General features: G+C 58.4%; 21 protein-coding genes and 5 pseudogenes. 12 read left to right on the top strand and 14 right to left on the bottom strand.

Going from position 1 to position 22,868, the window contains the following annotated elements; translation table 11 throughout:
• Positions 1-29 precede the first annotated feature (29 nt).
• Positions 30-798: pseudogene (gene bioB / locus NKL06_RS10695) on the top strand (biotin synthase BioB); the annotation flags it as partial.
• Between the two features lie 97 nt (positions 799-895).
• Here the strand turns inward: bioB and NKL06_RS10685 are convergent.
• Positions 896-1,072 (bottom strand): annotated as a pseudogene (locus NKL06_RS10685) (biotin synthase BioB); the annotation flags it as partial.
• 70 nt (positions 1,073-1,142) lie between these two features.
• On the opposite strand from NKL06_RS10685, the pseudogene NKL06_RS10680 reads away from it, so the two are divergent.
• A pseudogene (locus NKL06_RS10680) lies at positions 1,143-1,474 on the top strand (transposase); the annotation flags it as partial.
• 35 nt (positions 1,475-1,509) lie between these two features.
• Here the strand turns inward: NKL06_RS10680 and NKL06_RS10675 are convergent.
• The 10 genes from NKL06_RS10675 to ehuB form a co-directional block, all read right to left on the bottom strand.
• Entirely contained in the window at positions 1,510-2,367 is an 858-nt protein-coding gene (locus tag NKL06_RS10675; protein WP_023693560.1) for a dimethylarginine dimethylaminohydrolase family protein, read from the bottom strand.
• Positions 2,368-2,392: 25 nt separating this feature from the next.
• On the bottom strand, positions 2,393-3,370 hold the full coding sequence (ctlX, locus tag NKL06_RS10670) for a citrulline utilization hydrolase CtlX (protein ID WP_023693561.1): 978 nt from the start codon (positions 3,368-3,370) through the stop codon (positions 2,393-2,395).
• Positions 3,370-4,443 (bottom strand): ornithine cyclodeaminase, encoded by a 1,074-nt coding sequence (gene ocd / locus NKL06_RS10665; RefSeq protein ID WP_023693562.1) that lies wholly within the window; start codon positions 4,441-4,443, stop codon positions 3,370-3,372. The genes ctlX and ocd overlap by 1 nt, the downstream gene beginning before the upstream one ends.
• 165 nt (positions 4,444-4,608) lie before the next feature.
• Positions 4,609-6,048 (bottom strand): MmgE/PrpD family protein, encoded by a 1,440-nt coding sequence (locus tag NKL06_RS10660; RefSeq protein WP_023693563.1) that lies wholly within the window; start codon positions 6,046-6,048, stop codon positions 4,609-4,611.
• A 38-nt stretch (positions 6,049-6,086) separates the two neighbouring features.
• Positions 6,087-7,280 (bottom strand): M24 family metallopeptidase, encoded by a 1,194-nt coding sequence (locus NKL06_RS10655; protein WP_023693564.1) that lies wholly within the window; start codon positions 7,278-7,280, stop codon positions 6,087-6,089.
• A gap of 70 nt (positions 7,281-7,350) precedes the next feature.
• A complete protein-coding gene (locus NKL06_RS10650) occupies positions 7,351-9,765 on the bottom strand; it encodes a thiamine pyrophosphate-binding protein (protein ID WP_050587110.1) in 2,415 nt (804 codons plus the stop codon).
• Positions 9,766-9,850: 85 nt separating this feature from the next.
• Complete coding sequence (locus NKL06_RS10645) at positions 9,851-10,567, bottom strand: ATP-binding cassette domain-containing protein (protein ID WP_032998980.1); 717 nt, start codon at positions 10,565-10,567, stop codon at positions 9,851-9,853.
• A gap of 102 nt (positions 10,568-10,669) precedes the next feature.
• Positions 10,670-11,332, bottom strand: a complete 663-nt coding sequence (locus NKL06_RS10640) for an amino acid ABC transporter permease (protein ID WP_023693567.1) — start codon at positions 11,330-11,332, stop codon at positions 10,670-10,672.
• Positions 11,329-11,979, bottom strand: a complete 651-nt coding sequence (locus NKL06_RS10635) for an amino acid ABC transporter permease (RefSeq protein WP_023693568.1) — start codon at positions 11,977-11,979, stop codon at positions 11,329-11,331. Before NKL06_RS10635 ends, NKL06_RS10640 begins: the two co-directional genes overlap by 4 nt.
• A 28-nt stretch (positions 11,980-12,007) precedes the next feature.
• Positions 12,008-12,898, bottom strand: coding sequence for an ectoine/hydroxyectoine ABC transporter substrate-binding protein EhuB (gene ehuB / locus NKL06_RS10630; RefSeq protein WP_031210634.1), 891 nt, complete (start codon positions 12,896-12,898; stop codon positions 12,008-12,010).
• Positions 12,899-13,050: 152 nt separating this feature from the next.
• Here ehuB and NKL06_RS10625 point away from each other — a divergent pair, with 152 nt between their 5' ends.
• Genes NKL06_RS10625 through NKL06_RS10605 form a run of 5 tightly spaced genes read left to right on the top strand, consistent with a single transcriptional unit; the run spans position 13,051 to position 17,476 of the window.
• Positions 13,051-13,794: a GntR family transcriptional regulator gene (locus tag NKL06_RS10625; protein ID WP_050587114.1), complete on the top strand. Its 744-nt coding sequence runs from the start codon at positions 13,051-13,053 to the stop codon at positions 13,792-13,794.
• Positions 13,791-14,984 carry a M24 family metallopeptidase gene (locus tag NKL06_RS10620; RefSeq protein ID WP_023693571.1) on the top strand — a complete coding sequence of 398 codons (1,194 nt, stop codon included), beginning with the start codon at positions 13,791-13,793 and terminating at the stop codon, positions 14,982-14,984. The genes NKL06_RS10625 and NKL06_RS10620 overlap by 4 nt, the downstream gene beginning before the upstream one ends.
• Before the next feature lie 26 nt (positions 14,985-15,010).
• Positions 15,011-16,039, top strand: a complete 1,029-nt coding sequence (locus tag NKL06_RS10615; RefSeq protein ID WP_023693572.1) for a succinylglutamate desuccinylase/aspartoacylase family protein — start codon at positions 15,011-15,013, stop codon at positions 16,037-16,039.
• Complete coding sequence (locus NKL06_RS10610) at positions 16,029-17,216, top strand: threonine synthase (RefSeq protein WP_023693573.1); 1,188 nt, start codon at positions 16,029-16,031, stop codon at positions 17,214-17,216. The genes NKL06_RS10615 and NKL06_RS10610 overlap by 11 nt, the downstream gene beginning before the upstream one ends.
• Positions 17,213-17,476 (top strand): hypothetical protein, encoded by a 264-nt coding sequence (locus NKL06_RS10605; protein ID WP_023693574.1) that lies wholly within the window; start codon positions 17,213-17,215, stop codon positions 17,474-17,476. The genes NKL06_RS10610 and NKL06_RS10605 overlap by 4 nt, the downstream gene beginning before the upstream one ends.
• A 198-nt stretch (positions 17,477-17,674) precedes the next feature.
• Here the strand turns inward: NKL06_RS10605 and NKL06_RS10600 are convergent.
• Positions 17,675-17,987, bottom strand: a pseudogene (locus NKL06_RS10600) (fumarate reductase/succinate dehydrogenase flavoprotein subunit); the annotation flags it as partial.
• A 25-nt stretch (positions 17,988-18,012) separates the two neighbouring features.
• On the opposite strand from NKL06_RS10600, the gene NKL06_RS10595 reads away from it, so the two are divergent.
• From NKL06_RS10595 to NKL06_RS10580, 5 genes are all read left to right on the top strand, one after another.
• On the top strand, positions 18,013-18,387 hold the full coding sequence (locus NKL06_RS10595) for a hypothetical protein (protein WP_023693576.1): 375 nt from the start codon (positions 18,013-18,015) through the stop codon (positions 18,385-18,387).
• 97 nt (positions 18,388-18,484) lie between these two features.
• A complete protein-coding gene (locus tag NKL06_RS32695) occupies positions 18,485-18,697 on the top strand; it encodes a type II CBASS E2 protein (protein ID WP_502903736.1) in 213 nt (70 codons plus the stop codon).
• Positions 18,685-19,350: a patatin-like phospholipase family protein gene (locus tag NKL06_RS10590; protein ID WP_245267146.1), complete on the top strand. Its 666-nt coding sequence runs from the start codon at positions 18,685-18,687 to the stop codon at positions 19,348-19,350. Before NKL06_RS32695 ends, NKL06_RS10590 begins: the two co-directional genes overlap by 13 nt.
• A gap of 84 nt (positions 19,351-19,434) precedes the next feature.
• Positions 19,435-19,854: a hypothetical protein gene (locus NKL06_RS10585; RefSeq protein ID WP_023693578.1), complete on the top strand. Its 420-nt coding sequence runs from the start codon at positions 19,435-19,437 to the stop codon at positions 19,852-19,854.
• Positions 19,855-21,120, top strand: coding sequence for a caspase family protein (locus tag NKL06_RS10580; RefSeq protein WP_023693579.1), 1,266 nt, complete (start codon positions 19,855-19,857; stop codon positions 21,118-21,120). It abuts the gene before it with no gap.
• Between the two features lie 97 nt (positions 21,121-21,217).
• On the opposite strand, the gene NKL06_RS10575 is transcribed toward NKL06_RS10580, so the two are convergent.
• Both NKL06_RS10575 and NKL06_RS10570 read right to left on the bottom strand, forming a co-directional pair.
• On the bottom strand, positions 21,218-21,709 hold the full coding sequence (locus NKL06_RS10575; RefSeq protein ID WP_023693580.1) for a hypothetical protein: 492 nt from the start codon (positions 21,707-21,709) through the stop codon (positions 21,218-21,220).
• Positions 21,710-22,099: 390 nt separating this feature from the next.
• A pseudogene (locus NKL06_RS10570) lies at positions 22,100-22,693 on the bottom strand (transposase); the annotation flags it as partial.
• Positions 22,694-22,868 lie beyond the last annotated feature (175 nt).

Raw genomic sequence — 22,868 nt, 5'->3', positions numbered from 1 at the left:
ATTGACGCAAGGGGAAGGAGAGAACCGTAGTGAATGGATCGCAAATAGGCTCCGAGAGTGTCCGGCCCTTATGGTCACAAGCGGAAGTTCGCGCGCTCTATGAGCTGCCCTTTAACGATCTTCTCTATCGCGACCATAGCATCCACCGCCAGAATTTCGATCGCAACAAGGTCCAGCTCAGCCGGCTTCTCAGCATTAAGACCGGCGGCTGCCCGGAGATTGCGGCTATTGCAGCCAGCCGGCGCATCACGAAAGCGGGTTGAAGGCGTCGAAGCTGATGGAGGTCAGGCGCGTTATTGCATGGGCGCTGCCTGGCGGAACCCCAAGCCGCGCGACATGGATGCGGTGGTGGCGATGGTCGAGGGCGTCAAGGCGCTGGGCATGGAGACGTGCATGACCCTCGGCATGCTCGATCTTGAGCAAGCCGCTCGCCTGAAACAGGCTGGCCTCGACTACTACAACCACAACATCGACACCTCCGAGCGCTACTACAACGAGATCATCTCGACCCGGACGTTTGCCGATCGGCTGGATACACTGGCCAATGTCCGCGAGAACGGCATCAAGGTCTGCTGCGGCGGCATCGTCGGCATGGGCGAAGAGCCGGTGGATCGGATCGACATGCTGGTGACGCTGGCCAATCTGCCGGAACATGCCGAAAGCGTTCCGATCAACATGCCGATCCCGATCGAGGGCACCCCGCTCGCCGAAGCCAGGCCGATCGAGCCGATCGAATTCGTGCGCGTGATTGCCCTGGCACGCATCATGACGCCGAAATCGCATGTGCGTCTTTCCGCGCGGGCGAAGATCGGCGAACTGGCGCCACGCCCGCAGGGCCGCCGCCGCGCCTCCAGCCTCGATGCGGTCGAGTCGTAGCGGGCAAGCGGTGCCCCGTTCATTGTGCCTTGAGGTCCATGGGCTCGATGCCGAGGCGCCGGAACAGCAGAATGTCCTTGTCCTCGGCGGGATTGTCCGCCGTCAGCAGCGTGTCGCCGACGAAGATTGAGTTCGCGCCGGCAAAGAAGCACAGCACCTGCATCTCGTCGGTCACGGCGGTGCGGCCGGCGAGGAGCGCAAGGACATCACGCTGAACGAGATGGTGGAGCGGCTCAGCGCCGAGCATTCGGTGCGGATCAGCCGCGAACGGCAACGTATTCGTGGCCTATGTCGAGCAGGTGCTGGTCCCGACATTGTCGGAGGGCGACGTAGTCGTCATGGACAACCTGCCCGCCCACAAGGCCGCCGGCGTGCGCGACGCGATTGAGGCCGCAGGCGCGAGCCTGCTCTACCTGCCGCCCTACAGTCCCGACTTCAATCCGATTGAGAACGCCTTCGCCAAACTTAAGGCGCTGCTGCGAGCAAAGGCCGAGAGAACCCTCAAGGCTCTGTGGGACGCGGTCGGCGCGGTCGTCGACCTCTTCACCCCAGCCGAATGTGCCAACTACTTCAAAGCCCAGGATATGAACCGGATTAAACAGGACGTGCTCTAGTTCGAAGGTTGCCTGCGATTTAGGGCCGGATAGGTGTGATTGTCTCACCGAGGTCTCGCGGCTGGCGACGAAGGGCATTTGCGGCCTGGAACCAACGTAGCGACATGCACGAGAGCCCTGCATCAATCTTTTGGATCTCGGCAGTCTCCAACGGCACGACGGTGTAACCCTGTTTGTCAAGCATCTCCAGAGTTCGTGGGTAACAGGCACTTGCGAACACGACATCGTTGACCCGGAGCACATTGGCGGCCGGCTCTTCGCCTTGAGGAACGACAATCTTCCGAAAACCCTCGAATACGGCCGCATCAGCAAGGGCTGATGTGACGATCACGGTCTCATCATTAAGCAGCGACGAGGCCGTTTTGAAATGCAGCACGCCTTTCGGTGTCTCGGCGATCTGAGCCTTTCCGCCAAGCTTCTTGATGCAGTCGATCAGCGCCTCTGCACCAGCCTTGTCCGTGCGATCGGACAGGCCGATCAGCAACCCCTTCGGCGTATACATAATGTCTCCGCCATCCGCCTGGCCTGGAGCAGGAAGTTCGAGCACGGTCTCGAACATCTCCCGTAGAACCGGCGCGAGTTCGGCCGTTTCCTTAATGCGCGTGGGTGTGCCGGGGCGAAGCAGAATGGCACCGCCGGTAAAGACGAGCGCCGGGTCCTCGACAAAAATGGAGTCGGGGAATGCTTCAAGCGGCGGAAGGACGGTAACCTCGACGCCTGCGTTGCGGAGCGCCGCGACATAGGCGTCGTGCTCGGCCTTCACGCCGGCGTAGGTCGGACCGCCGCGATCGTCGGCGCGCAGGCCGTTGACGACTGAGGTAGAGGGCTCTCGGACGATTGCCGAATTGAACCCATAGACTGATCTGGTCTGCGACATTGTTGGCTATCCTATGGTTCCGATATTAAGCTGAGCGGCTCTCATTCGGCCCCAAACAGCAGACGTGCGTTTGCGCTGTGCGCCGTGACAGATGAATTCCGGCAAGCATGCAGCGAACCGAGCCTCCGGCGAGTTCGATCGTCGAGACGTCGAACGGCAAAAGCGTTGCAGAACGCTCAATCACTGCGATCTGTCGCTGATCCAGGGCTGCGTGGGCGCGAGCCGAAAGCGCAAGGACGCAACCATCGCTGCCCTCCAGCTCGATGGCGTTGCCGGCGAAGTTCTCGACCTGATTAATGGAAAGCTCGATGACCTCGCGGCCAGTTTCCTTGAGCCTTTCGACAACATCCTGCCGGCGTCGAAGATCGGGAATCATCTGGGTCCCGAGCAGCGCAAAGTCGGTCGCGATGCACATCAGCACGTTAGTGTGATAAATCGGCTTGCCGCTGCGGTCGACGGCGTCGAAGACCATCGGCTCGAAGTTGAAGTGCGTGCAGAACCGTTCGAGCGCCACTTCGTTGGTGCGGTTGGAGCGCACGGCATAAGCGACGCGGCCAATATGATCGAGCACCATGGCGCCGGTGCCTTCGAGATAGACATTGTCTTTCTCGAGCCCCGAATAGTCGATCACGTCCTGTACCCGGTATTCGTCCTTCAGCATCTCGATCACATCACCGCGACGCTCCTTCTGCCGATTGGCCGAGTACATCGGATAGATGGCAACGTGGCCGCCGGAATGGGTGGAAAACCAGTTGTTGGGAAAGACGGAGTCAGGTGTCGAGACGGTCTTGTCCTCGAAGAGATGGACGGTGACTCCGGCCTCGGCGAGCCCTTTCGCCATCCGGGTCACTTCCTCAAAGGCGGCGTTGGCGACCGCAGCACCGGCACGCTTCTCACCATTGGATTGAAACGCGTTGTCGGCAGCCGTCATTGGATTCGGCGTAAAATGATGCGGTCGGATCATCACCACGCCTTTGGGCGCCTGCACGGACTGTCTGCTCATCAGAGTGCTCCAGCCTTGAGGACTAGAGGAGCGGCTTTCGCAGCGCGCAGGATCATGCCGAAGAGATCGCGCGGCTCGTCGGGATCGGCGAGCAGATCGAGCTCCTCGTAAAGCCCGGTCTCCTTAAGACGGTCCCGAACATAGCGCAGCGCTGAGAAATCCTCGATGGCGAAGCCGACGGAGTCGAACAGTGTGATCTGCCGTTCACCGGAGCGACCAGGCACCTTGCCGGCGATGACCTGCCAGAGCTCGATCACCGGGTGGTCTGCATGGAGTTGCTGAATCTCGCCTTCGATCCGCGTCTGCGGCGGATATTCGACGAATATATCGGAGCGCAGCAGTATGTCGCGGTGAAGCTCGGTCTTGCCGGGGCAATCGCCCCCAACCGCGTTGATGTGAATGCCAGGACCAACCATGTTGTCGGTGAGGATCGTCGCACACTGCTTGTCGGCTGTGACGGTGGTGACGATCTCGGCCCCTTCGACCGCTTCCTGCGCGGAGGCGCAGGCCTGAATCTCGAAGCCCATGCCGGCAAGGTTCTTCTGGCAGCGGGCCGTGGCCGCAGGGTCGATGTCGTAGAGGCGCAGTTTGTCGACGCCGAGGATCGCCTTGAAGGCGATCGCCTGAAATTCCGATTGGGCGCCGTTGCCGATCATCGCCATGGTGCGCGCGGCGGTCGGCGCCAGGTATTTCGCCGCGACGGCCGACATCGCCGCGGTCCTAAGTGCGGTGAGGATCGTCATCTCGGTTAGCAGCATCGGATAGCCATTGCCAACATCGGCAAGCACCCCGAAAGCAGTGACGGTCTGGCGGCCGGAGCGGGTGTTCTTTGGATGACCGTTGACGTATTTGAAGCCGTAGGTCTCGCCGTCGCTGGTCGGCATCAGCTCGATGACGCCGTCCGCACTGTGGGAGGCGATACGCGGCGTCTTGTCGAAGCACTCCCAGCGCCGGAAGTCTTCCTCGATATAGGCGGAAAGCTCGATGACGAAACGCTCGATGCCCGTTGCCAGCACTAGCTTCATCATGTGATCGACGCTGACGAACGGGACGTTGTTAAGCTTCTCGGGCAAAGTCAAAACTCTCCTTGTCGGACGGTCCACAACGGCGGCGACATCATTTCGTCCTCGGTCCTTCGGCACGGCCTGCCGCGGGCTTAGTGGTAGTTGCCGCCGCAGAGATGCTTGGCGCACGCCGTCGGCGGCATCACTTCCTCGCCGAAAGATCGGTCTGCAAGACTAAGCCCGTAGGAGGTCGTACAGCTCCTCCATCGAGGCCAACCGGTCGAGCGCCATTGTGGTTTCGATGATCTGGTGTCCCCTCACTTCAAGAGGTGTCCCGCGAACATTGTTAAGAAATTTCCGCTCGATGTCTGCGTCGCTAAGCGGCCTGCGCCAATGGCCAGGTGCCCAGTCGACCGTCGCACGGAATTTTCGGCCATCCTTCATTTGGATAAGCACCGAGGACCTGTACCGGTCCTCATCCCAGAAGGCCTCCTCGGCGGCGGGATCGACCTCCACTGTTAGCTTGCGCATCAGTTCCTTCACTACCGGGCTCTGCATCATCTCAGGCGCGAACCAGTACCGTCCGGGTTCGCGCGACAAAAGCGCCATTGCCGTCACGTACTGGACGGAAAGTTGGGCGTCGATGTCGGTGGCGGGCGCGGGGTCCGAGAACCATTCCGTAATCCTTGAAAAGCACCTGACAGAAACCGACGCGATCTCCTCCACCACAATGTCATGATCCCTCACTACGCTGGCTGCAGCGTCGATGGTGGTGTGAAGGAAGGCACAGCAAGGAAAGGTTTTGATTGAGAGTTCGCTGATGCGCCATCTCTGCCCCAACTCCGCTGACAGCTCCCCGGGATTGAATTTGTCCGATCCGATGATGCGGGCAAAACCACGTTCAGGATCGCTGATCATTGCGAATGGACCGAGAATGTCTTGTCGAGCGCAGAGCGCCGCGTCGACACCGCCGAGTGTCATCTGGCCATAGTTCGCCTTTAAAGCGTGTGCCGGTTTGCCGTATTGGACATACCAGATCGGCACATTTGTGTTTGCCGCAGCGTGTCCGAGCGCCGAGCGGATCTGAGATTCGTTTCCGCCTGCGACTACTGCCGCAGCGGCACCGGCCGCGATGCCATGCCAAGCATGGTATACCGCAAGCCGCCGGTAGACCTCTTGACTTGCTGCTGTCGCATCGTGAACACGCAGACCTGCTTCATAACCGGCAACGACGCCGCTCAGGAATCGCTGTGGCGTGACGGCAAGATGCTCTGCCATCGCGAGCGCCGCCGGGATAACAGTTGCGCTGGGATGCCCTGCGGCTACGTCCTCGTAGTCGAGCACGTCCGACAACCATGATGCAGCCTTTGCCGCGAGCGAAGGCGGCAGAAGCAACCCCGTGCCGGGGACGCAGCAACCCGTTTCTCGACCACCACTGCTATAGACTGCCAGGATCTTGCGCCCGAGCGGCGTAGCGCCGCCCGCAGCTATGCAGCCAATCGTATCAAGCGTGACGCGCTTGGCAGTATGAATCACTTCGGAGGGCAGATTTGCGAATTCCAAGTGCGTCAGGAACTTGGCCAGCCGGCCCGCGTCCTGATGGATCGGATGACTGGGGAATAGAATGTCCTCGAACGGCAAGGACGTTCCGGTCTCTTCAGTGGCGACAAACATTTGCTCTTACTTTTTCGATTTTCAGACAATGAACGTCGTTAAAGGACGACCGGGATGGTTTCGGGAGATATGGCGCTCAAGAACTCGGAGCCAGTATCGGTGACGAAGATCACCTCCTCGAACTGGAAGACCGCTCCGTCCCGCTCGAGCTTTGGCTCAAGATGCAGGATCATACCGGGGCGAATTTCGGTGTCGTCGGCGCGCGAGATCGAGGGCGGTTCGGTGACATCCAGACCTCCACCATGCCCTATACGCGAGACCTTGGAGTAGAGTGGCCCCAGCTCCGCGTCCGCCCACATCCGTTCGAACCGGGCATAGAGATCCGCGCAACTCATGCCTGGCTTGACCGAAGCGGCTAGGTCAACGGTAAGCGCACGGACTTTGGTATAAACATCGACCTCCCACGGCGCCGGCTCTCCTGCGCGGGCAATTCTGTTGCGGTCGGCCGGATAGCCGCCGTATGTCGCCCTGAAGTCGGTCCAAATGTAATGTCCCGCTTCTAGCCGCCGGTCGGAGGCAGGGCGGCCGTAGGAGAAATCGCCCTTAGAGAACAGCATCGCAATCGGATCGGCGGTTTCCGCACCGTTCAAGAATGTCTGCGCCTGTACCATTTGGCAGAGCTCGTATTCCGGCATCCCCAGACGGGCGGATGCGATGGCGATGTCAAACGCTGAGTTCACTATGTCGAAGGCGATCCGCTTCATGTCTGCTTCGAAGCGGGACTTAATGAGACGGACGTTCCAGAGAACCGGCCCGGCCGACACCGGCTTCCCGTCAGACGAAAGACCGGAAAGCGCCTCGATCAGTTCGAGAGAGCCGCGCCCGTAGAAATCCTGACCGTAGTCCACGGCGATCTTACGAGGGTAGGGGACTTTCTCTTGGCCCCAGACAACAATTGTCGCCACTGCCTCCGGCAGATAGCCATCGTAAATTCTGGCAGAGAAGCTGCGCTTTTGCGAATCGACGGTACGGGCCTCGGCGAGGCTGCCGAACACCACCACGTCATCGAACGAAATGGCCGCGAACACCGGGCGTGCATGATAGGACCAGGACAAGGTTTGATAGCCCGTCAGGTATCCGACATTCTTTTGGTCGGTCAGAATAATGGCATCGATCCCAGCCTTGGCCATCTCCCCCCGAAGGGCAGAACGCCGACGCTCCAGCTCGTCTTGCGGTGCGGTCGGCGCTGGAGGAAGGGGCTCGCAGCGGGGCAATGGCCAAACGTTCAACATCAAAGGATTTCCTTGTGAGGTGGCGGTGATCTTTGCATCGAGGCATGCAGGAACAATTTTTATGGCTCCGCTAGGCAACCCATGCGAGTTTGCGTCCCGGGGTGAGACTTGATGCAACCCGCGCGATATTTGCGGCGTCGAGGCCGTAGTGGCGGTAAAGGTCGGCGACAGTTCCGGTCTGGCCAAAATGCTCTACACCCAGGCTGTGAGTGCGGTGGCCGATGACGCCGCCAAGCCATGACAGCGTTGCTGGATGACCATCAATGGCAGTGATGATTGTTGTGTGGCGCGCCAACGGCGCGAGCAATCGCTCGATGTGGCCCGTCGCGTCGAGGTGACCGCGAGCGCGAGCACGCATCGCTGCCTGCCAGCCGGCGTTGAGCCTATCGGCAGAAGTGACAGCAAGCACACCGATATCGCGGCGCAAATCGGCTAGCATCCCGGCCGCCGCGATGGCCTCACTTGCCACCGTTCCTTGGTACGCGATGATCACGTCGCAATTGGGCCCTGGCTTGCGTATCCAGTAGGCTCCGTCAATCACACCTTGTTCAAAAGCGATGTTACGAGTTCGGTTGGGCTGCTCTAGCTGACGCGTGGACAGCCGCAGATAGACCGCTCCGCCGGTCTCATCACGCAGCCAGGTTCGCTCGTCGGGATCTCCCTCTCCGTCGCGCTGCAGATAGTCGAACGCCCAAGCCATGATAACCGCGAGCTCATCGGCGAATGCCGGCTCGAAGCTGGCGAGGCCGTCCTGGCTCATGCCGATCAGGGGGGCAGCGATCGACTGATGAGCTCCTCCCTCGGGCGCCAGCGTCACTCCTGACGGGGTGCCTACAATTATGAAACGAGCATCCTGATAGCATGCATAGTTGAGCGCATCGAGGCCGCGGGAAACGAAGGGGTCATAAACCGTACCGATCGGAATCAGCCTTTCGCCGAACAGCGAGTGAGAAAGCCCCATCGCACCCAGCAAGAGAAACAGGTTCATTTCGGCAATGCCCAGCTCGATATGCTGTCCGGTCGGAGTGAAACTCCATTTTTGGGCGCTAGGCACTCGCTCGTCCCGGAATGTGTCTGCCAATTCGCTGCGGGCGAAGAGCTGCCGTCTGTTCACCCACGGGCCAAGGTTTGTCGAGACCGTCACGTCTGGCGAAGTCGTAACGATTCGTTCAGCAAGATCGCTGTCGGATTTGGCAATCGCGTCCAGGATCTTGCCGAAGGCAGCTTGCGTGGAAATCGTGTCCCCGGTATTGGCCGGCGTCGGCGCCACACCAGCCGGTACTCGGATAGCTGCGCTGCGACACCGGCGGCGGCCGGCAGCAAAGAAGGGAGTCGCGCCGATGAAGGCCTTCAACGCTTTGGCGTCGATTTCGAGCCCTTCGGCAGGGTCCCACTCACGGCCGTCCCGGATGTTCATCTGCTTTTTGAACGAATCCAGCTGGGCTTCGGTCATCAGCCCGGCATGATTGTCCTTATGTCCGGCGAGTGGCGTGCCCCATCCCTTGACTGTGTAGGCGATGAAGACGGTTGGCCGGTCATGGTCGATGCCGTTAAACGTCTCGTTGAGCGTCTCTAGGCAGTGACCGCCGAGATTCTCCATCAGCGCGGCCAGTTCTTCATCGCTGCGCCTTTCCAGCAACGCGCTCATTTTGCCTTGATCGCCGATCTCGTCCATCAGCCGCCTACGCCAGGCCGCGCCGCCCTGAAAGGTGAGCGCTGAGAAGAGCTGGTTCGGGCAGCGGTCGATCCATTCCTTCAGGGCCGAGCCGCCGGCCTCGGCAAAGAAGGCACGCTGCAAGGCGCCGTATTTGAGCGTTACGACATCCCAGCCAAATGCCCTGAAGACTGTCTCGATGCGTTCATAAAGTCCCTCTCGCACGACCCCGTCCAGACTCTGGCGGTTATAGTCAATGATCCACCACGTGTTGCGAAGGTCATGCTTCCATCCCTCCTGCAGACATTCGTAGACATTCCCCTCGTCAAGCTCCGCATCCCCGACAAGCGCCACCATGCGCCCCTTCGTTTGGCCTGCCGCCGCCCATTCGTGTGCGTGCACATAGTCCTGCACAATAGAGCCAAATGCCGTTATTCCGACCCCGAGTCCCACTGAGCCGGTCGAGAAATCGACGTCGTCGACATCCTTGGTGCGGCTCGGATAGGACTGCGCGCCACCATAGCCGCGAAAGTTCTCAAGCTTTTCGCGCGTCTGGTTGCCGGCGAGATATTGCAGCGCGTGGAAGACCGGCGAGGCGTGCGGCTTCACCGCGACCCGATCCTCCGGCCGCAGTACGGAGCAGTAGAGCGCCGTCATGATCGACACCATCGAGGCCGAGGAGGCCTGATGTCCGCCGACCTTGACCCCGTCAACCTTCTCGCGGCGGTTCGCCTGGTCAATCAGCCAGCACGACAGCCATAGCAACTTGCGTTCGATAGCATGAAGAGGGGCTAGTCTATTCCCGTCTATCCCGGTGATTTTCGGGGCCATATTACCTCGCCGTTGTACATGAATTGGGAGCGTTTCATCTCGAGAGGGACTTCAGTCCTGTGTCCTCGACGTAACGAGCATTGAACTAGTACAGGAGTTGCCCAAGGAACTTTCTGGTGCGGGCATGCTCGGGGTGTGCGAAGAACTGCGCGGGCGGCGCCTGTTCTATGATATGCCCCTCATCCATGAAGACGATGCGGTCAGCGACCTCGCGCGCAAAACCCATTTCGTGCGTCACACAGATCATCGTCATGCCCCCGTTGGCAAGGCCAGTCATGACATCCAGCACTTCCTTGACCATCTCGGGATCGAGCGAGGATGTGGGTTCGTCAAACAGCATGATCTTCGGCTTCATGCACAGTGCGCGCGCAATGGCGACGCGTTGCTGCTGGCCGCCCGAGAGCTGACCGGGGTACTTTTTTGCCTGCTCGGGAATGCGAACCCGCTTCAGGTTTTCGATTGCGATCTCTTGCGCCTCCGCCCGTTTCAGTTTGCGAACACGCGTTAAGGCAAGCGTGCAATTGTCGATTACGCTTAGGTGCGGAAAAAGGTTGAACTGCTGGAACACCATGCCCGTTTCGCGCCGGACCTCGGCCAGCCCGCGCATGCCAGGGGCCAATTCGACCCCGTTTACGACGATCTTACCCTTCTGGTGCTTCTCCAGCTGATTGATGCAACGGATCAGCGTCGATTTGCCGGATCCTGACGGGCCGCAAATGACAATGCGTTCACCGACCGCGACGCTAAGATCGACCTCGCGCAGGACTTGGAAGGTCCCGTACCATTTGGAGACGCCCTCCATCTGCACCGCGGAAGGACGCACCTCCTGCTGAACTTGGTCAAAACTCAATCGATCCACTGTCATATATCCCAACGTTCTCCTCCTTCGATTATTCTGTGCCTTCTAGATATGCGCCTGCCCCACTCCCAGGAGCCGCTCTATGCGGACAATCCCCGCGACCGCGACCAGGCACAGCAGGAGGAACAGAATTCCCACCACAAGCATCGGTTCGGCATAGCGGTAGGTATCGGAGGCGACATCGAAGGCACTGCCGAGCATCTCAGGGACGGCGATGACCGAAAGCAGCGGCGTTGTCTTCAATATGGCGATGGAATAGGCGCCCATGGGAGCTGCGATGTTGCGCAGCATCTGTGGGGCGATGACAAACACGATCGTGTCACGCCAGCCAATACCAAGGCTCTGCGCGGCTTCGCCCTGGCCGACTGGGATGGCATCGATCCCGGCCTTGAAGACCTCCGACAGATAGCCCGAGAAATAGAAGCTGAGCCCAAAGATCCCCACGAACATCGCCGGCAGCACGATACCGTAGTAGGGCAACACGAAATACAGGAAATAGACCTGCACGAGTACTGGCGTCGAGCGGATGGCATCGATGACGAATTGCATGACCTGGCGAGCCAGCCAATGCGAGCGCCGCATCATCTCCCAGATGAATCCTAGCACTGTGGCTCCAATGAAGCTCAAAATAGCGACGAGGATCGTATTGCCGATTCCCTCCAGGACCCTTGGTACAATCTCAATTGCGAAGCTGAGATCGAAGTTCACTTGGAGGCCTCCATCTTCCTGCGGGTCCTCTCCAGATAGCGCCCGAAGATGGTTACCGGGTAACAGAGGATGAGATAGGAAAGCAGCAGCGCCGAGTAGACGCCGGCCGGATTATAGCTCAGCTGGGCGACCTCCTTGGCCCGGAAGGTCATGTCGGTCAGCGTGATCAGGGATACGAGCGATGTTCCCTTGATCAATTGAATTGCATCATTGATGAAGGTCGGGATCATCGCGGAGATCGCCTGCGGCAACTCGATTAGCCGAAGCACCTTGAACCGACTGAGCCCAAGGGCTAGCCCGGCTTCGCATTGTCCCCGGCTGAGCGCCTGCAAAGCGGCTCGAACGGACTGGCTGCTATAGGCTCCGGCATTCAACCCCAACACCAAGGAGCCGACCGCTGTGGCGGAGAGAAAGATATCGAAAGCAGGAAGCGAATAGTAGAAAGCGTAGAGCAGCACGATAGCTGGCGAACTGCGCCAGAACTCGATAACCGCCGTGATGCACCAGCGCCAGGGTCCCTTGGAAAAGTGCTGGAGCACTCCAGCAAGCAGGGCGAATGGTATCGCACAGGCCAGGCCAAGAAGGGCGACGGTGGCGGTGACACCGAACCCTTGGTATATGGTCAGGAGGATCTCTGGGAAGCTCATTCGCCCTGCAGTCCTTAAAATCAGCCAGTCACTTGCAGTCCGAGTACAAGTCTTTCGGCGTCAGACCGGCTGGAGCAACTGGAGCCATGTCAAAACCATTCTTGTTGATAACCTGTCGGATGGTGCCATCAGCCTTCAGCTTCTCCAGGCTGTGGTTGTAGGCGTCACGCAGTTTCGCATCCTCTGGTCGGAAAGCGATGGACGCGTAGTTCGCGGCCTCTTTGCCGTTCGGCAGGACCAAGCCCGTAAATGGTTTTGCAAGCTCAATCTTGCCCTTGAGCTGCGGATCGTTGACCGTGCTGATTGCGGTGCCGAGGGATTCGGTGTCCGCTTCAATCCGGCCGGCCAGGAGTGCGGCTACGGATGACTGGGTGTCCTGGAACATCACCACTCGTTCTTTCGGTATGCCCGCCTTGATGGCGTTTTCAGTGTTTGAACTGCCCCGACCTCCGCCCATGCGCAGATCCGGGTTCTTGGCAACGTCGGTATAGCTGTGAATGTTATGTGGGTTGCCGGCGAGAACCATCACGCCGTCCCCGATGACAAGGTCGGGATTGCTGAAGATCACCTGTTTGCAGCGTTCTTCGGTGATAGCCATGCCGGATGCGACAACATCGATTCGCTTGGACATCAGAGCCGGAATAAGGGCGGCCCAGTCCATTGCGACGAAATCGACTTCCTTGACCCCGAGCGGGCCAAGAACGGTCTTGATCATATCGGGTCCGACCCCAGCCACCTGACCGTCCTTGCCGACATAGCCCCAAGGGGCCTGATTGTGGATGCCGATTGTGATCTTGCCCGAGCTGAGTACGCGGTCGGCTATCGATTCCGCGCTCGCAGCGGAAGCTGCGGCGCTGACGATCGCCAGCACCGCGCTTCCGATCAGCGCACCTCTTCGTAGAAATTGGGTCAGTTTCATTTCCATTCCCCTTCTGGTTGACGATTTCGTATGGATAAACTAGGTATACCAGATATGTCAATCAGATTCGCGCCTTCATGGTTCGGGCAGAGGTCAGATTATAGAAAGCTCCAGGCATGACGCATCCGAACACAGGGGAATGGAGAAGCACCGTGGAAAAGACGCAGTTACGATCTTCGTGGTCTCTGCATGAGTCCGTGCGCGAAGAGATTCTGCGACGTATACGCAACGGCATATATCAACCGGAGCAACCTATACCCTCCGCCGCGACGCTCAGTCAGGAATTTGGCGTCAGTTTGATCACCGTCAAGCGTGCTTTGCGGGATTTGCAGGCGATGGGGGCGCTGACCTCAGTCGCGGGTAAGGGCACTTTCGTAAAGGAACAGCGACGATTCGTGCTCGAGCTCGACAGCTGGATGTCACCCTTCGAGAACACGAAGATACAGCTCCTTTCCATTACGAGGGAAAAAATCTCCGACCCTGCTTTGAGGGCGTTTTCTCCCCCCGTCGAAGCCATGCTTTGCGTTCGCAAGATGATCTTTTTCGGCGACGATGTCCCGATTATGTATGATGCGACGTACCTGTCATCCGACGTTAGCGACGATATCGTCGATGAGTTTGGCGAGAGCTTCGTTGCTGACGCGCTCAGGCGGCATGACATCAAGATCTTGGATACCTCGCATCTCATCGACGCGGCGCCCGCGGGCGGGCAGGCCGCGGAAGCATTTAGCGTCCCCAGCGGTTATCCAATGCTGCGCCGACTTTACAAGCTTAATACGAATAAGCCGGGTACTACAATTTTCGGTATTCTTTACTCGCCTTTCGATCGACTTGCTTGTTCATTGAATCTTACCGCAGACGCCAAGTTGGAATACCAGTTAAAGGCCAGACAATGACTTCTTCGAGCCTCCGAATTCCCGCCGATTTCCGCACTCCTGCGCCGCAAGTGCCAGACCCAGAACTTCGTCAGCGCCTGACGAACATCCGCCGCGAAATGGTAAGCGCTGGTATTGATGTCATTGTCCTCACCGACAAAAAGAACGTTGATTATTTTTCGGACTACCAGGAGCTATCTTGGGACAGTAAGGCCCGACCCCTCTTCGGCGTCATTTCGCTTCAGGATTTCGTTCTGATCGGAAGTCTGGGTGAGGCGCCGACCATAGACATGAGGCCTCGGATATTCGACGCCCTCTATTACGACGGTTACCTTGCGGAAGCGGTCCTCGCGGTCTCGAGTTGGATCGACCACAAAACCTCTGGCCCTCGCCGAATAGGCTTAGACTACGGGCAAGACATGTTTGGCCGCGGCTCACTGGCCCTCGTTGACGCTTTGAGCACCCGGTGCACGAGAGGGCGTATCGAGAGTGCAAGCGACGCGATCTGGAAGGTTCGGCTTATCAAGTCGAGATTCGAGGCCGATCTCAAACGTGTCGCCTTCCAGATTGTCAATGCCGCGTTTGACCAGACGATCGCGAGCGCGCGCATCGGCATGACCGAGTACGAACTCTATTACCTTATGCAGGCGCAAATCTATCTGAACGGCGCCGAGAGCGCTGACCCTATAGCGATGCTGTTCTCGAAAGGCGATTTTGCTTACGGTCGCACTGCAAAGAATCGCAGGCTCGAAGAAGGCCACTATGTTTGGACGGACTTCCGCGCAACCTACGGCGGATACCCTGCGGACCGCAACCGCATAGCTCGTGCGGGCCAGCCTCTCGAATGGGAGAACAAGACCTACAGTTCTGTACGGTCTTTGACCATCGATCTTGCCCAGCAGATCCGGCCCGGGATGACCTGTTCGGACGTCTATCGCATCTTCGAGAGGATGTGGCGGGATGCCGATCTGGGGGCGCTCTACAGCCATGTATCACGGATCGGTCACGGGGGCGGGTTGGATGTCACCGAGCCTCCCTCTTTGGCCAAGGCGGATACTGCCGTGATCCAGCCGGGAATGATCTTTCATATCGAACCTAAACTCGAGCGTGATGGTGGCGTGTTCCAATTTGAGGAAGTCGTCTTTGTTACGGAATCGGGAGTCGAATTTTTGAGCGAGCTCTCGCCTGAGACCCTGCCCGTAATCGGTTAGCTATCCAACCTCTAAAGAGTGAAACAATGTCCGAGTCGACACGTATTTGGTCTCCCATTGACTTCAACAAGGACGGCAAGCAAACCGATTGCCTGCGCCTTCCCATCTCCACTGACAGTTCTGCGTACGGATGGATCCCTATTCCGGCGGTATGCATAAGAAACGGCGAAGGGCCGACAGCGGTGCTTATCGCCGGTACCCATGGCGATGAATACGAGGGGCAGGTAGCTCTGATGCGCTTAGCTAGATCACTCAATCCGCACGATATATCGGGGCGGGTGATCATCCTTCCATCTCTTAATTTTCCAGCGGTCGAAGCCGGCCGCCGGGTCTCCTCTATCGACGAAGGAAATCTAAATCGCCTCTATCCCGGGCGAGCGCACGGCACGGCAACGCAAATGATCGCCCACTACGTCACCGAGGTTCTCTTGCCTATGGCTGATTTGGTTGTTGATCTTCATTCCGGCGGACGGTCGCTAGGCTATATTCAATGCGGACTGATCCGGCCGGGCAAGACCGCGCAACTGCATGAAAAGCTGTTGGAGTTGCTCCATGTATTTGGTGCGCCGATCGGCTACCTGACGGATGGTTCCGGCGGCGGAGGCAACACAACACTCCCGGCAACCGCCGAGCAGTTCGACGTGCCCGTCATCACCGCCGAATTGGGTGGTGGGGCGACGTTTGAGGGCTCTGGAGCGGATCTGGCAGTGAATGGGGTGCTAAGGCTGCTCAAACATATCGGCGTTTTTCCGTCCTGCGACGTTCTCGAACCCGGCCCGGTCAGGCTTATGGATTGCTCAAGCAGGGGGTTGATGGTCTATGCCGACTCGGACGGACTGTTTGAACCCTATGCTGACGTAGGCGAAGATGTTTCGCGCGGGCAACTGGCCGGACTGATCCACTCCATACACAAGCCATGTGAGACGCCCCAAGAAATTCGATTCGCCGAGTCTGGTCTGGTGGAATGCAGGCGATTTCCGACCCTCGTGAGACGTGGCGATTGCCTGTTTTGTCTGCTTCAGGACATCAAAACGGGAGAAACTCGTGCCGAATAGGATCAACCCCAGAGTCGTCGGAATGAAATGCATCCGTTGCCAGGAACTTCATCCGCTGGCCGACTATTTTGAGGGCTGCCCCGCCTGTCTGAAGGCGTGTATTCCCGCCAGTGTCGCGCCGCACTACGATGGCTTTCCTTCGTCGCTGGATTTCAAGTCGATTGGAGATTGGATTTCATATTGCAAACCATCAGGCTTGGGTGAAGGCGGCACATCTCTGTCGAGATTGCCCCGGCTTGCCGGCTCTTTGGGCCTGGGCGCGCTTTACACAAAGAACGAGTTCACCAATCCTGCCGGGTCGCACAAGGACAGAATGGCAGCCATGATAGTTCAACGTGCGCTTGATGTTGGGGTGAGAACGCTCGCCGTTGCCTCCAGCGGAAATGCCGGAGCGTCAATGGCGGCTTATGCAGCACATGGCGGGTTGGAATGCGTCGTGGTCACGACGCCGGATATGAGTCCGAACTGGCGCCGTGCGATCGAGATGTATGGCGCTCGGCTGGTAGTGACTAAGAGTTCGGATGAACGCTGGCAACTGATCGCGCAAAAATCCAAGAATGGCGAGTGGTATCCGGCGACAAATTATATCATTCCGCCGGTTGGGAGTAACCCTTTCGGCGTCGACGGCTATCGAGCAATAGCTCTAGAAATCTATCTGCAACTTGAGGAATTGCCGACAGACATTGTGGTGCCGACGGCGCGCGGAGATCTGATCTGGGGGATCGCAAAGGGATTTAAGGACCTACAGGAAGCAGCTTTGCTTCATTCGATTCCCAAGGTCCACGCGGTCGAGCCATTTCCGCGTATCGAAGGCGCGCTAGGCGGAAATGGCGTGGTTGGCTTTTTTCCAGATGAAACGAATATGGTGTCTATTGGTGGCAACACCGTGACCCAGCAATCAATTCATGCTCTCGAAATATCGCATGGCTCGACCGCGACGGTTCCGGACGGAGACGTCGCTACTGATCAAGCTGTTCTTGCGAAAGAGGGCCTATACTTGGAGCTTTCCAGTGTCGCTTCTCTTACAGGTCTGCGCAAGCTCATTAATGCCGGGAAAATCGCGCCGAATGCTCACGTTGTGCTCATTGCGACGTCCCATGGCTACAAGGAGGCGACTTTGGCTGTGGACCGCTGGTCACAGGATGATCGTGAAAACATTGCAGTATCTTTCTCATGATCGGCCTAGCAATCTCCTCGACGCTGACGCAGTCCATCTGCCAGTTGGAAGGGGCCTTTGAGGTGATCAATCAGTCGGGTGCGTTGGGCACGGTGGGCGTGAAGATCGTGCGAACGCCGCGGCACGTTGCCGAATGCAGCCATCAAGTGGAGGCCGCTGCGGAGGAATTGGCTGGCAGTGATGTCGGCCGCCCGACGGTCAGCTTCTACAAATCGCAGCGGACATCGACAGCGCAGCAACAATGTCGAGACCTAACCTAACTCGCCCCGCCAAAGGCTGCGAAGGATTTCCGCAAGCAGGGCCGCCAGGACAGGGACCACGCCGACGAGCCAGATGGTCTGCGCGAGGTTGCTCCGCCCGGAGACGTAGAGGGCAAGGCAGAAGCCTGCCGCTCATCGCGACCAGCAGCACCGTTTTCAGCCTGTCTCCGTTCGAATGCTCCGTCGCGCTCAGCCCCCGTCGAGCTTCAGGAACACCGGCCCCTTGCCCGACTGTAGTTCGTTGAAGAATTCCTGCATCATCTGTCCCGACCAGTAGTCGCTTTCGATGAAGCGATTGCCTTCACTGTTGGCGGTATAGGCTCCGAACGGACCGGCAACGTAAGCGCAAGCCGGCGTTATAGTCCTTGATCAGCGGATTGATCTGATAGCATTCGAGATTACCGAGCGCGGCACCCGCATGATAGGCCATGGCGTAACCGTCACCGGAATTGGTCGGATTCTCATAGGTTCCGAAGAGATAGCCGGAATGCGGCAATCCGAGCCGGCCGCCTCGATCACCCTGCACAAGGGCGACTATGGCAGTCAGGGAACCATTGTGCACGGACGATGTCTTCACGGATCGTTGGCCGGAGAACCTGAAACAGCAGGACGAGTTCGCCGAACACCTCAAGGAGCTCGTCCGCGGCCTGGAGGCTATCCAGCGCCATGAAATGCTCCCGGACGACATGATGGATTGGCTTCGACTTCGTTTCGGCGACGGCGTCGTCACCAAGGCAGCCGTCCAAGTGGCTACGGAAGTGGGCAAGACTATCCAGGGTAGCCAGCAGCAGTATTCGCGGACTGGCGGAATCCTGTTCCCGACGCCGGGAATCATCACGGGGGCAGGGTTGCTTGCAAACCCGGCGGTAGCGGCGGCCCGGCCCCACACCTTCTTCGGAAAAAAGATCTAGTGGTCAGCTTTCCGCTCTCGATCGACGAGCAGGTCGCGGCGATGAGGCCGACTGGCCGAAGTTCGCCTGCCGGAATCTCGACCGCGAAGCGCGATCGGTGCGTTGGATCGGTGAGATCACGCCGCAGTACGCTACTTTTACAGTCGAGGTTCGATACAGCCTCGGCGACTACCCCCACGTGCGAGTCCTGGCCCCGGTCCTTTCCCGGCTCCCCGACAATGAAGAGGGACAACTTCCCCACGTTTACCCTCCAGCAGACGATCCGACGCTTTGCCTTTTCGATCCGAAGGCCGGCCAGTGGCCGTCTTGAAAGACCAGATCCTTCATGTATTCGGTGACAAGGTGCTCGACCACTCCGGCAAGCGCCTCGTCATCCCGAGCTTCGAGGGGCTGCATGGGCAACCCTTCCTGTACAAAACCCCGCATCATCCCGACTATCAGAATGATCGGCACAAGAGGTTTGCCCACGTCGCCCTGCATACGACTGCTGCGCCGTCTTACTATCCGGGCGTCGACGACGATGGCCTCATCATGATCGATGGCGGCATTTGGGCGAACAATCCCGTCATGAACGCACTCGTCGATGCCTTGGCCTGCTACGACGTTCCGCGTGAAAACATTCGAATCCTCAGCATCGGCACAGGCGAGTCGACCTTCACAGTCGGCGAGAAAGCCCGGACGGGCGGTGTCAAGGAATGGGCTTTCATGCGGTCGTTCAACGCTGCTGCAAGGGCACAGTCCAAGAACGCCCTCGGGCAAGCCTACCTTCTGGCAGGCAAGAACAACGTCATACGCATCGATGCTCCTGAAAGCGACAACCAGATCGCACTCGACGATGTCAGCCGCTCGCTGAGGGAGCTGCCGCTAGTCGCGCGAAGCCTAGTAGAAGGGTCTGGCCATCGCATCGAGACAATGTTCCTGCAGGATTGCGTCGATCCATTCGTGAAGTGTCCGTTGCAATGAGCATTGTCTTGGCATCATAACAAAGACAAGCTGGTTTGAATGATTCGACAATATACTGTATCGAATTGCAAGTTGGGGAAACGCATGGAAATCAAGATTGTACTGGATACAGGAGGTGCCGCTGCTGCAGGCGTCGACCGAGACGCTCTTATCGCAAATATTCAGGCCGAACTCGACAAGATCACTTCGGACGCGGGCGCCACTCCCGTGAAACCGAAGAAGAAAGCACCGCCAGGAGGCGCCCAAGGTGATCTCGCGGCGATTCAGTGGCTTGTCGACATCGCCACGAATCCAGCGATGGCAAAGCTCTATGCCCAAGGCCTGATCATGGCCATCAACGCCATCTTGAAGGTGGCTAAGTCTAAAGAGGCGGAGGGCAAAAAGACGGCAGATCCGTCGACCGAAAAGGCCCCCGTGCAGATTTCGGTATCAGGCGAGAAGATAGCGCTTCCTGCTGCAACGAGCGTGATCAAGGCAATTCTTGACAAGATCGGGGACGAGTAGGTGGCGGATCGGCGCGCTCTTGTAATTGGAACTTGGCTGGCCCAGGGGCGCGACAAACCTTCTCCACAAAAGGTGAAATCGATCACGGATCGATGGACCAAGCTGTTCGCCGAGGATCGGTACGGCTTCCGCAGCCTTGGTGACAGGAGGGCCTTGCCGGTTCCATTACAACACCCGACGCGAGCGGATCTAATTCACCAGTTCGACGGCGCTCAGGGAGTCACTGATGATACTGAGCTGTTCCTTTTCTTCCTTGGCCATAGCGTAAGCGAAGGTAATAACGATATCCGGCTCATTCTGGGAGTGGACAAGGGCGGCGAGGACCGCACCGTGTCCTTGTCTTGGCTGTTCAAAACCGTCAACAGAGAGACGCCCATCCGAAAGCTAGTCGTCGTTCTAGACACCTGCCATAGCGGGAGAACGCAAGAGACGTTCCATCCGTCGAAGGAACGGGTGTTCGTCATGTTCAGCACAGGGACATCATGGGCGTTTGACGCAAATTTTTCCGACAGTTTGCTCCGGGCATTAGAGCAGCCCATCCAGAAAAGCGACCAACGCATTGATCGCAGATCTGGTGGAATAACCTGGCGAAAGATTTTTGAGGAAGCTCGACGCCGAGTAATTTCAGCCCAATCTCGTTTGAACCCGTTGCAGGATCCAGAATGTTTTGGGGGCTACACGGGCGAGGTACTCTTCAAGGCACCGACACGCATCTCGACTGGTTTCAATGCTTTCGCTTCGAGCAGGAGCATTTACGGCCGCGTATTCCGGCTTCTTAGGATCATCGCAAAGGATAGCCCGACTTCCGACGCTCTGCGAGCTTCCATTAGAGCAGACCCGGTATTCTTGCTTCGCCGTGACGAATCTGGGGTCGAACGACACGTCTCGATCGAACGGCTCGATGAATACCTCGATTTCTTGATCAAGGCAAAATGGCTCGTTCGCCCAAAAGGGCACTTTGAACTCACCCCTTCCGGGCATAAGGCTTGCGATGAAAATGTCTTCAACATGCTGTTGTTGCAAGCCATCGAATCGGATGTCCTTTCCGATGGGTTGAGCTTCGAATTCCTCGACGAAATTGTGAAAGAGCTACTGAGCGACATGATCCCGCCCACACCGATACGGATCAAGCATCGCGCGGGTATGAAGGGGAAGATCTTAAGACTCGATCCTGCAACCAGGCTTGCAATTCAGCTATTGCCATCGACTGGACAGTTCCTGAAGGGCACGGCGGACGCGATATTTCCTTCCGAACTTGGCGGCTGACATAGGCAGATGTCGCTTCCGCATATCGCTAGGGCATTCAACGCAGTTGCAAGTTCAACCCGATAGCTCCGTTGATTGCTACCCGCGACGCTACCGATCACTCCATGGTCAGGAGCGTATAGCTCTTAATTGGTTCGCCCTTGACGAACGCCCTGCGGGGATTGCCGTCTGGTCCAAGCTGCGGCTTGGCCCCGATGGCGTTCTTGATATACCACCCCAGGTACATGTTGACAGGGGTCTTCCCCGGTGCGCCGTCGGCTCCGGCCTCGGCGCCGATCACGTCCTCATAGAGCCTTCGCGTATCATTGTCCTCGACTAGGAGCCGGAACACGGTTCTGGTGAAGTGCTCATCGAACACGCCGTCGGCGAATGCCTCCCGTGCCTTCCGCTGGGCCGCCTCGTAGAGTGCCCTCTCCCTCTCGATCCTGAGGCGCAGGTCCTCCGGCAGATCTTCGATTACCGCCTTCTCGAGAATGTCCTGCATGTAGGCCGAAGGGTCGAGGCCCGCATCGTCCGCGCGACGCAGGATCGCCCCATGTACGTAGTTCTTCAGCCTCAGCGAGACCCTGGTTGTGTTCTGTGAAGTCACGGCTGATTCCTTCTCGCAGCGCGCTACAACATGGTGCGGACGCCTGTGTAGCGGAAACGTCAATCCCTGTCAACACAGCGTGCGGACACCCGTGAAGTTGCAGGCAGCTGAGACGCAAGCCTCCAGCATGGCGCGAAGTGTTCTCAGGACTCGAAGCCTTGCTGACGACAAGTTCACGCCCCAACCCCCGACTGCCTTTGGACAGAACCGTTCATGGCCTCATGACACCGCAGGTTGTACATTGAAGGCCGACCAAAGCGTGGTGCAAACTCATGTGGCGACGGTCGCCCGGAATCGAGACTTATGTGGCGACAGTTGTAATCTGGATGGCGAACGCTTGATCACCAATGATTTCAATGACGACGAGTTAAGCCTCATGAGGCAACCAAGAGTCGAGGTGTGCGTCTCGTTCGATCGCCTCTCGCCGTGGAAGTCCGCTTCCGCATTGCGTCCGCCGCCGTCTGCAGGCGGCTCGCCATGACCACCGCTTGGGCCGTCTTTCGGCTTGACGCTCTTCATCGACGCCCAGGCCTCGATCAGCGTGCCGTCGACCGAGAAGTGATCCGTCGACAGAAGCTTCTTCACCTTGGGTTGCGCCAGCACCGCCGCCAGGAACTTTGCAGCGATGTCGCCCTCCAGCAGCCGGTCACGGTTCTTGGAGAACACCGAATGATCCCAGGCCGCATCGTCGACGCCAATCCCGACGAACCAGCGGAACAGAAGGTCGTATTCCAGCCGCTCCATCAACAGCCGCTCCGAGCGGATCGAATAGAACGCCTGCAAAAGCATCGCCCGCCGCAGCTTCTCCGGCGGGATCGACGGCCGCCCAATCGGCGAGTACAACGCCGCAAACTCCCGCTCCAACGCTGCCAGCGCCTCGTTCACAATCGCCCGAATGCGGCGCAATGGATGATCGCGCCGCACCCGAGCCTCGAGGTCCACGTAGCTGAACAGTTCGCCCGTCTGTCCGTCACCACCCCACACGATTCACTCCCACCTCTTCGTGGTCAGAGTGAATCACGAACCTGAGACTGTCGCGATCCCTTTTTCAACAGATGGGGTGATTGGGGTCTCGCCCGAGCCAAATTGAGGGCGGCTGCTCCTGTCGAGATGTGAGAACGTGGTCGATGTAGATCGCCACAAACATCAGGAGGAGCAG

It is taken from the genome of Mesorhizobium sp. C268A, from assembly GCF_040324475.1.
Taxonomy (GTDB): Bacteria; Pseudomonadota; Alphaproteobacteria; order Rhizobiales; family Rhizobiaceae; genus Mesorhizobium.
Note: the sequence above shows the minus strand (reverse complement) of the source record. Positions and strands in the feature narration are given on the sequence as shown.

Excerpts from the sequence above, each read along its gene's own strand:
- NKL06_RS10635 (WP_023693568.1), bottom strand. The coding sequence starts at position 11,979 with ATGAGCTTCCCAGAGATCCTCCTGACCATATACCAAGGGTTCGGTGTC.
- NKL06_RS10660 (WP_023693563.1), bottom strand. The coding sequence starts at position 6,048 with ATGTTTGTCGCCACTGAAGAGACCGGAACGTCCTTGCCGTTCGAGGAC.
- ctlX (WP_023693561.1), bottom strand. The coding sequence starts at position 3,370 with ATGAGCAGACAGTCCGTGCAGGCGCCCAAAGGCGTGGTGATGATCCGA.
- NKL06_RS10650 (WP_050587110.1), bottom strand. The coding sequence starts at position 9,765 with ATGGCCCCGAAAATCACCGGGATAGACGGGAATAGACTAGCCCCTCTT.
- NKL06_RS10620 (WP_023693571.1), top strand. The coding sequence starts at position 13,791 with ATGACTTCTTCGAGCCTCCGAATTCCCGCCGATTTCCGCACTCCTGCG.
- NKL06_RS10585 (WP_023693578.1), top strand. The coding sequence starts at position 19,435 with ATGGAAATCAAGATTGTACTGGATACAGGAGGTGCCGCTGCTGCAGGC.
- NKL06_RS10655 (WP_023693564.1), bottom strand. The coding sequence starts at position 7,280 with ATGTTGAACGTTTGGCCATTGCCCCGCTGCGAGCCCCTTCCTCCAGCG.
- NKL06_RS10675 (WP_023693560.1), bottom strand. The coding sequence starts at position 2,367 with ATGTCGCAGACCAGATCAGTCTATGGGTTCAATTCGGCAATCGTCCGA.
- NKL06_RS10605 (WP_023693574.1), top strand. The coding sequence starts at position 17,213 with ATGATCGGCCTAGCAATCTCCTCGACGCTGACGCAGTCCATCTGCCAG.
- ehuB (WP_031210634.1), bottom strand. The coding sequence starts at position 12,898 with ATGAAACTGACCCAATTTCTACGAAGAGGTGCGCTGATCGGAAGCGCG.
- NKL06_RS10645 (WP_032998980.1), bottom strand. The coding sequence starts at position 10,567 with ATGGAGGGCGTCTCCAAATGGTACGGGACCTTCCAAGTCCTGCGCGAG.
- NKL06_RS10615 (WP_023693572.1), top strand. The coding sequence starts at position 15,011 with ATGTCCGAGTCGACACGTATTTGGTCTCCCATTGACTTCAACAAGGAC.
- NKL06_RS10595 (WP_023693576.1), top strand. The coding sequence starts at position 18,013 with ATGGCAGTCAGGGAACCATTGTGCACGGACGATGTCTTCACGGATCGT.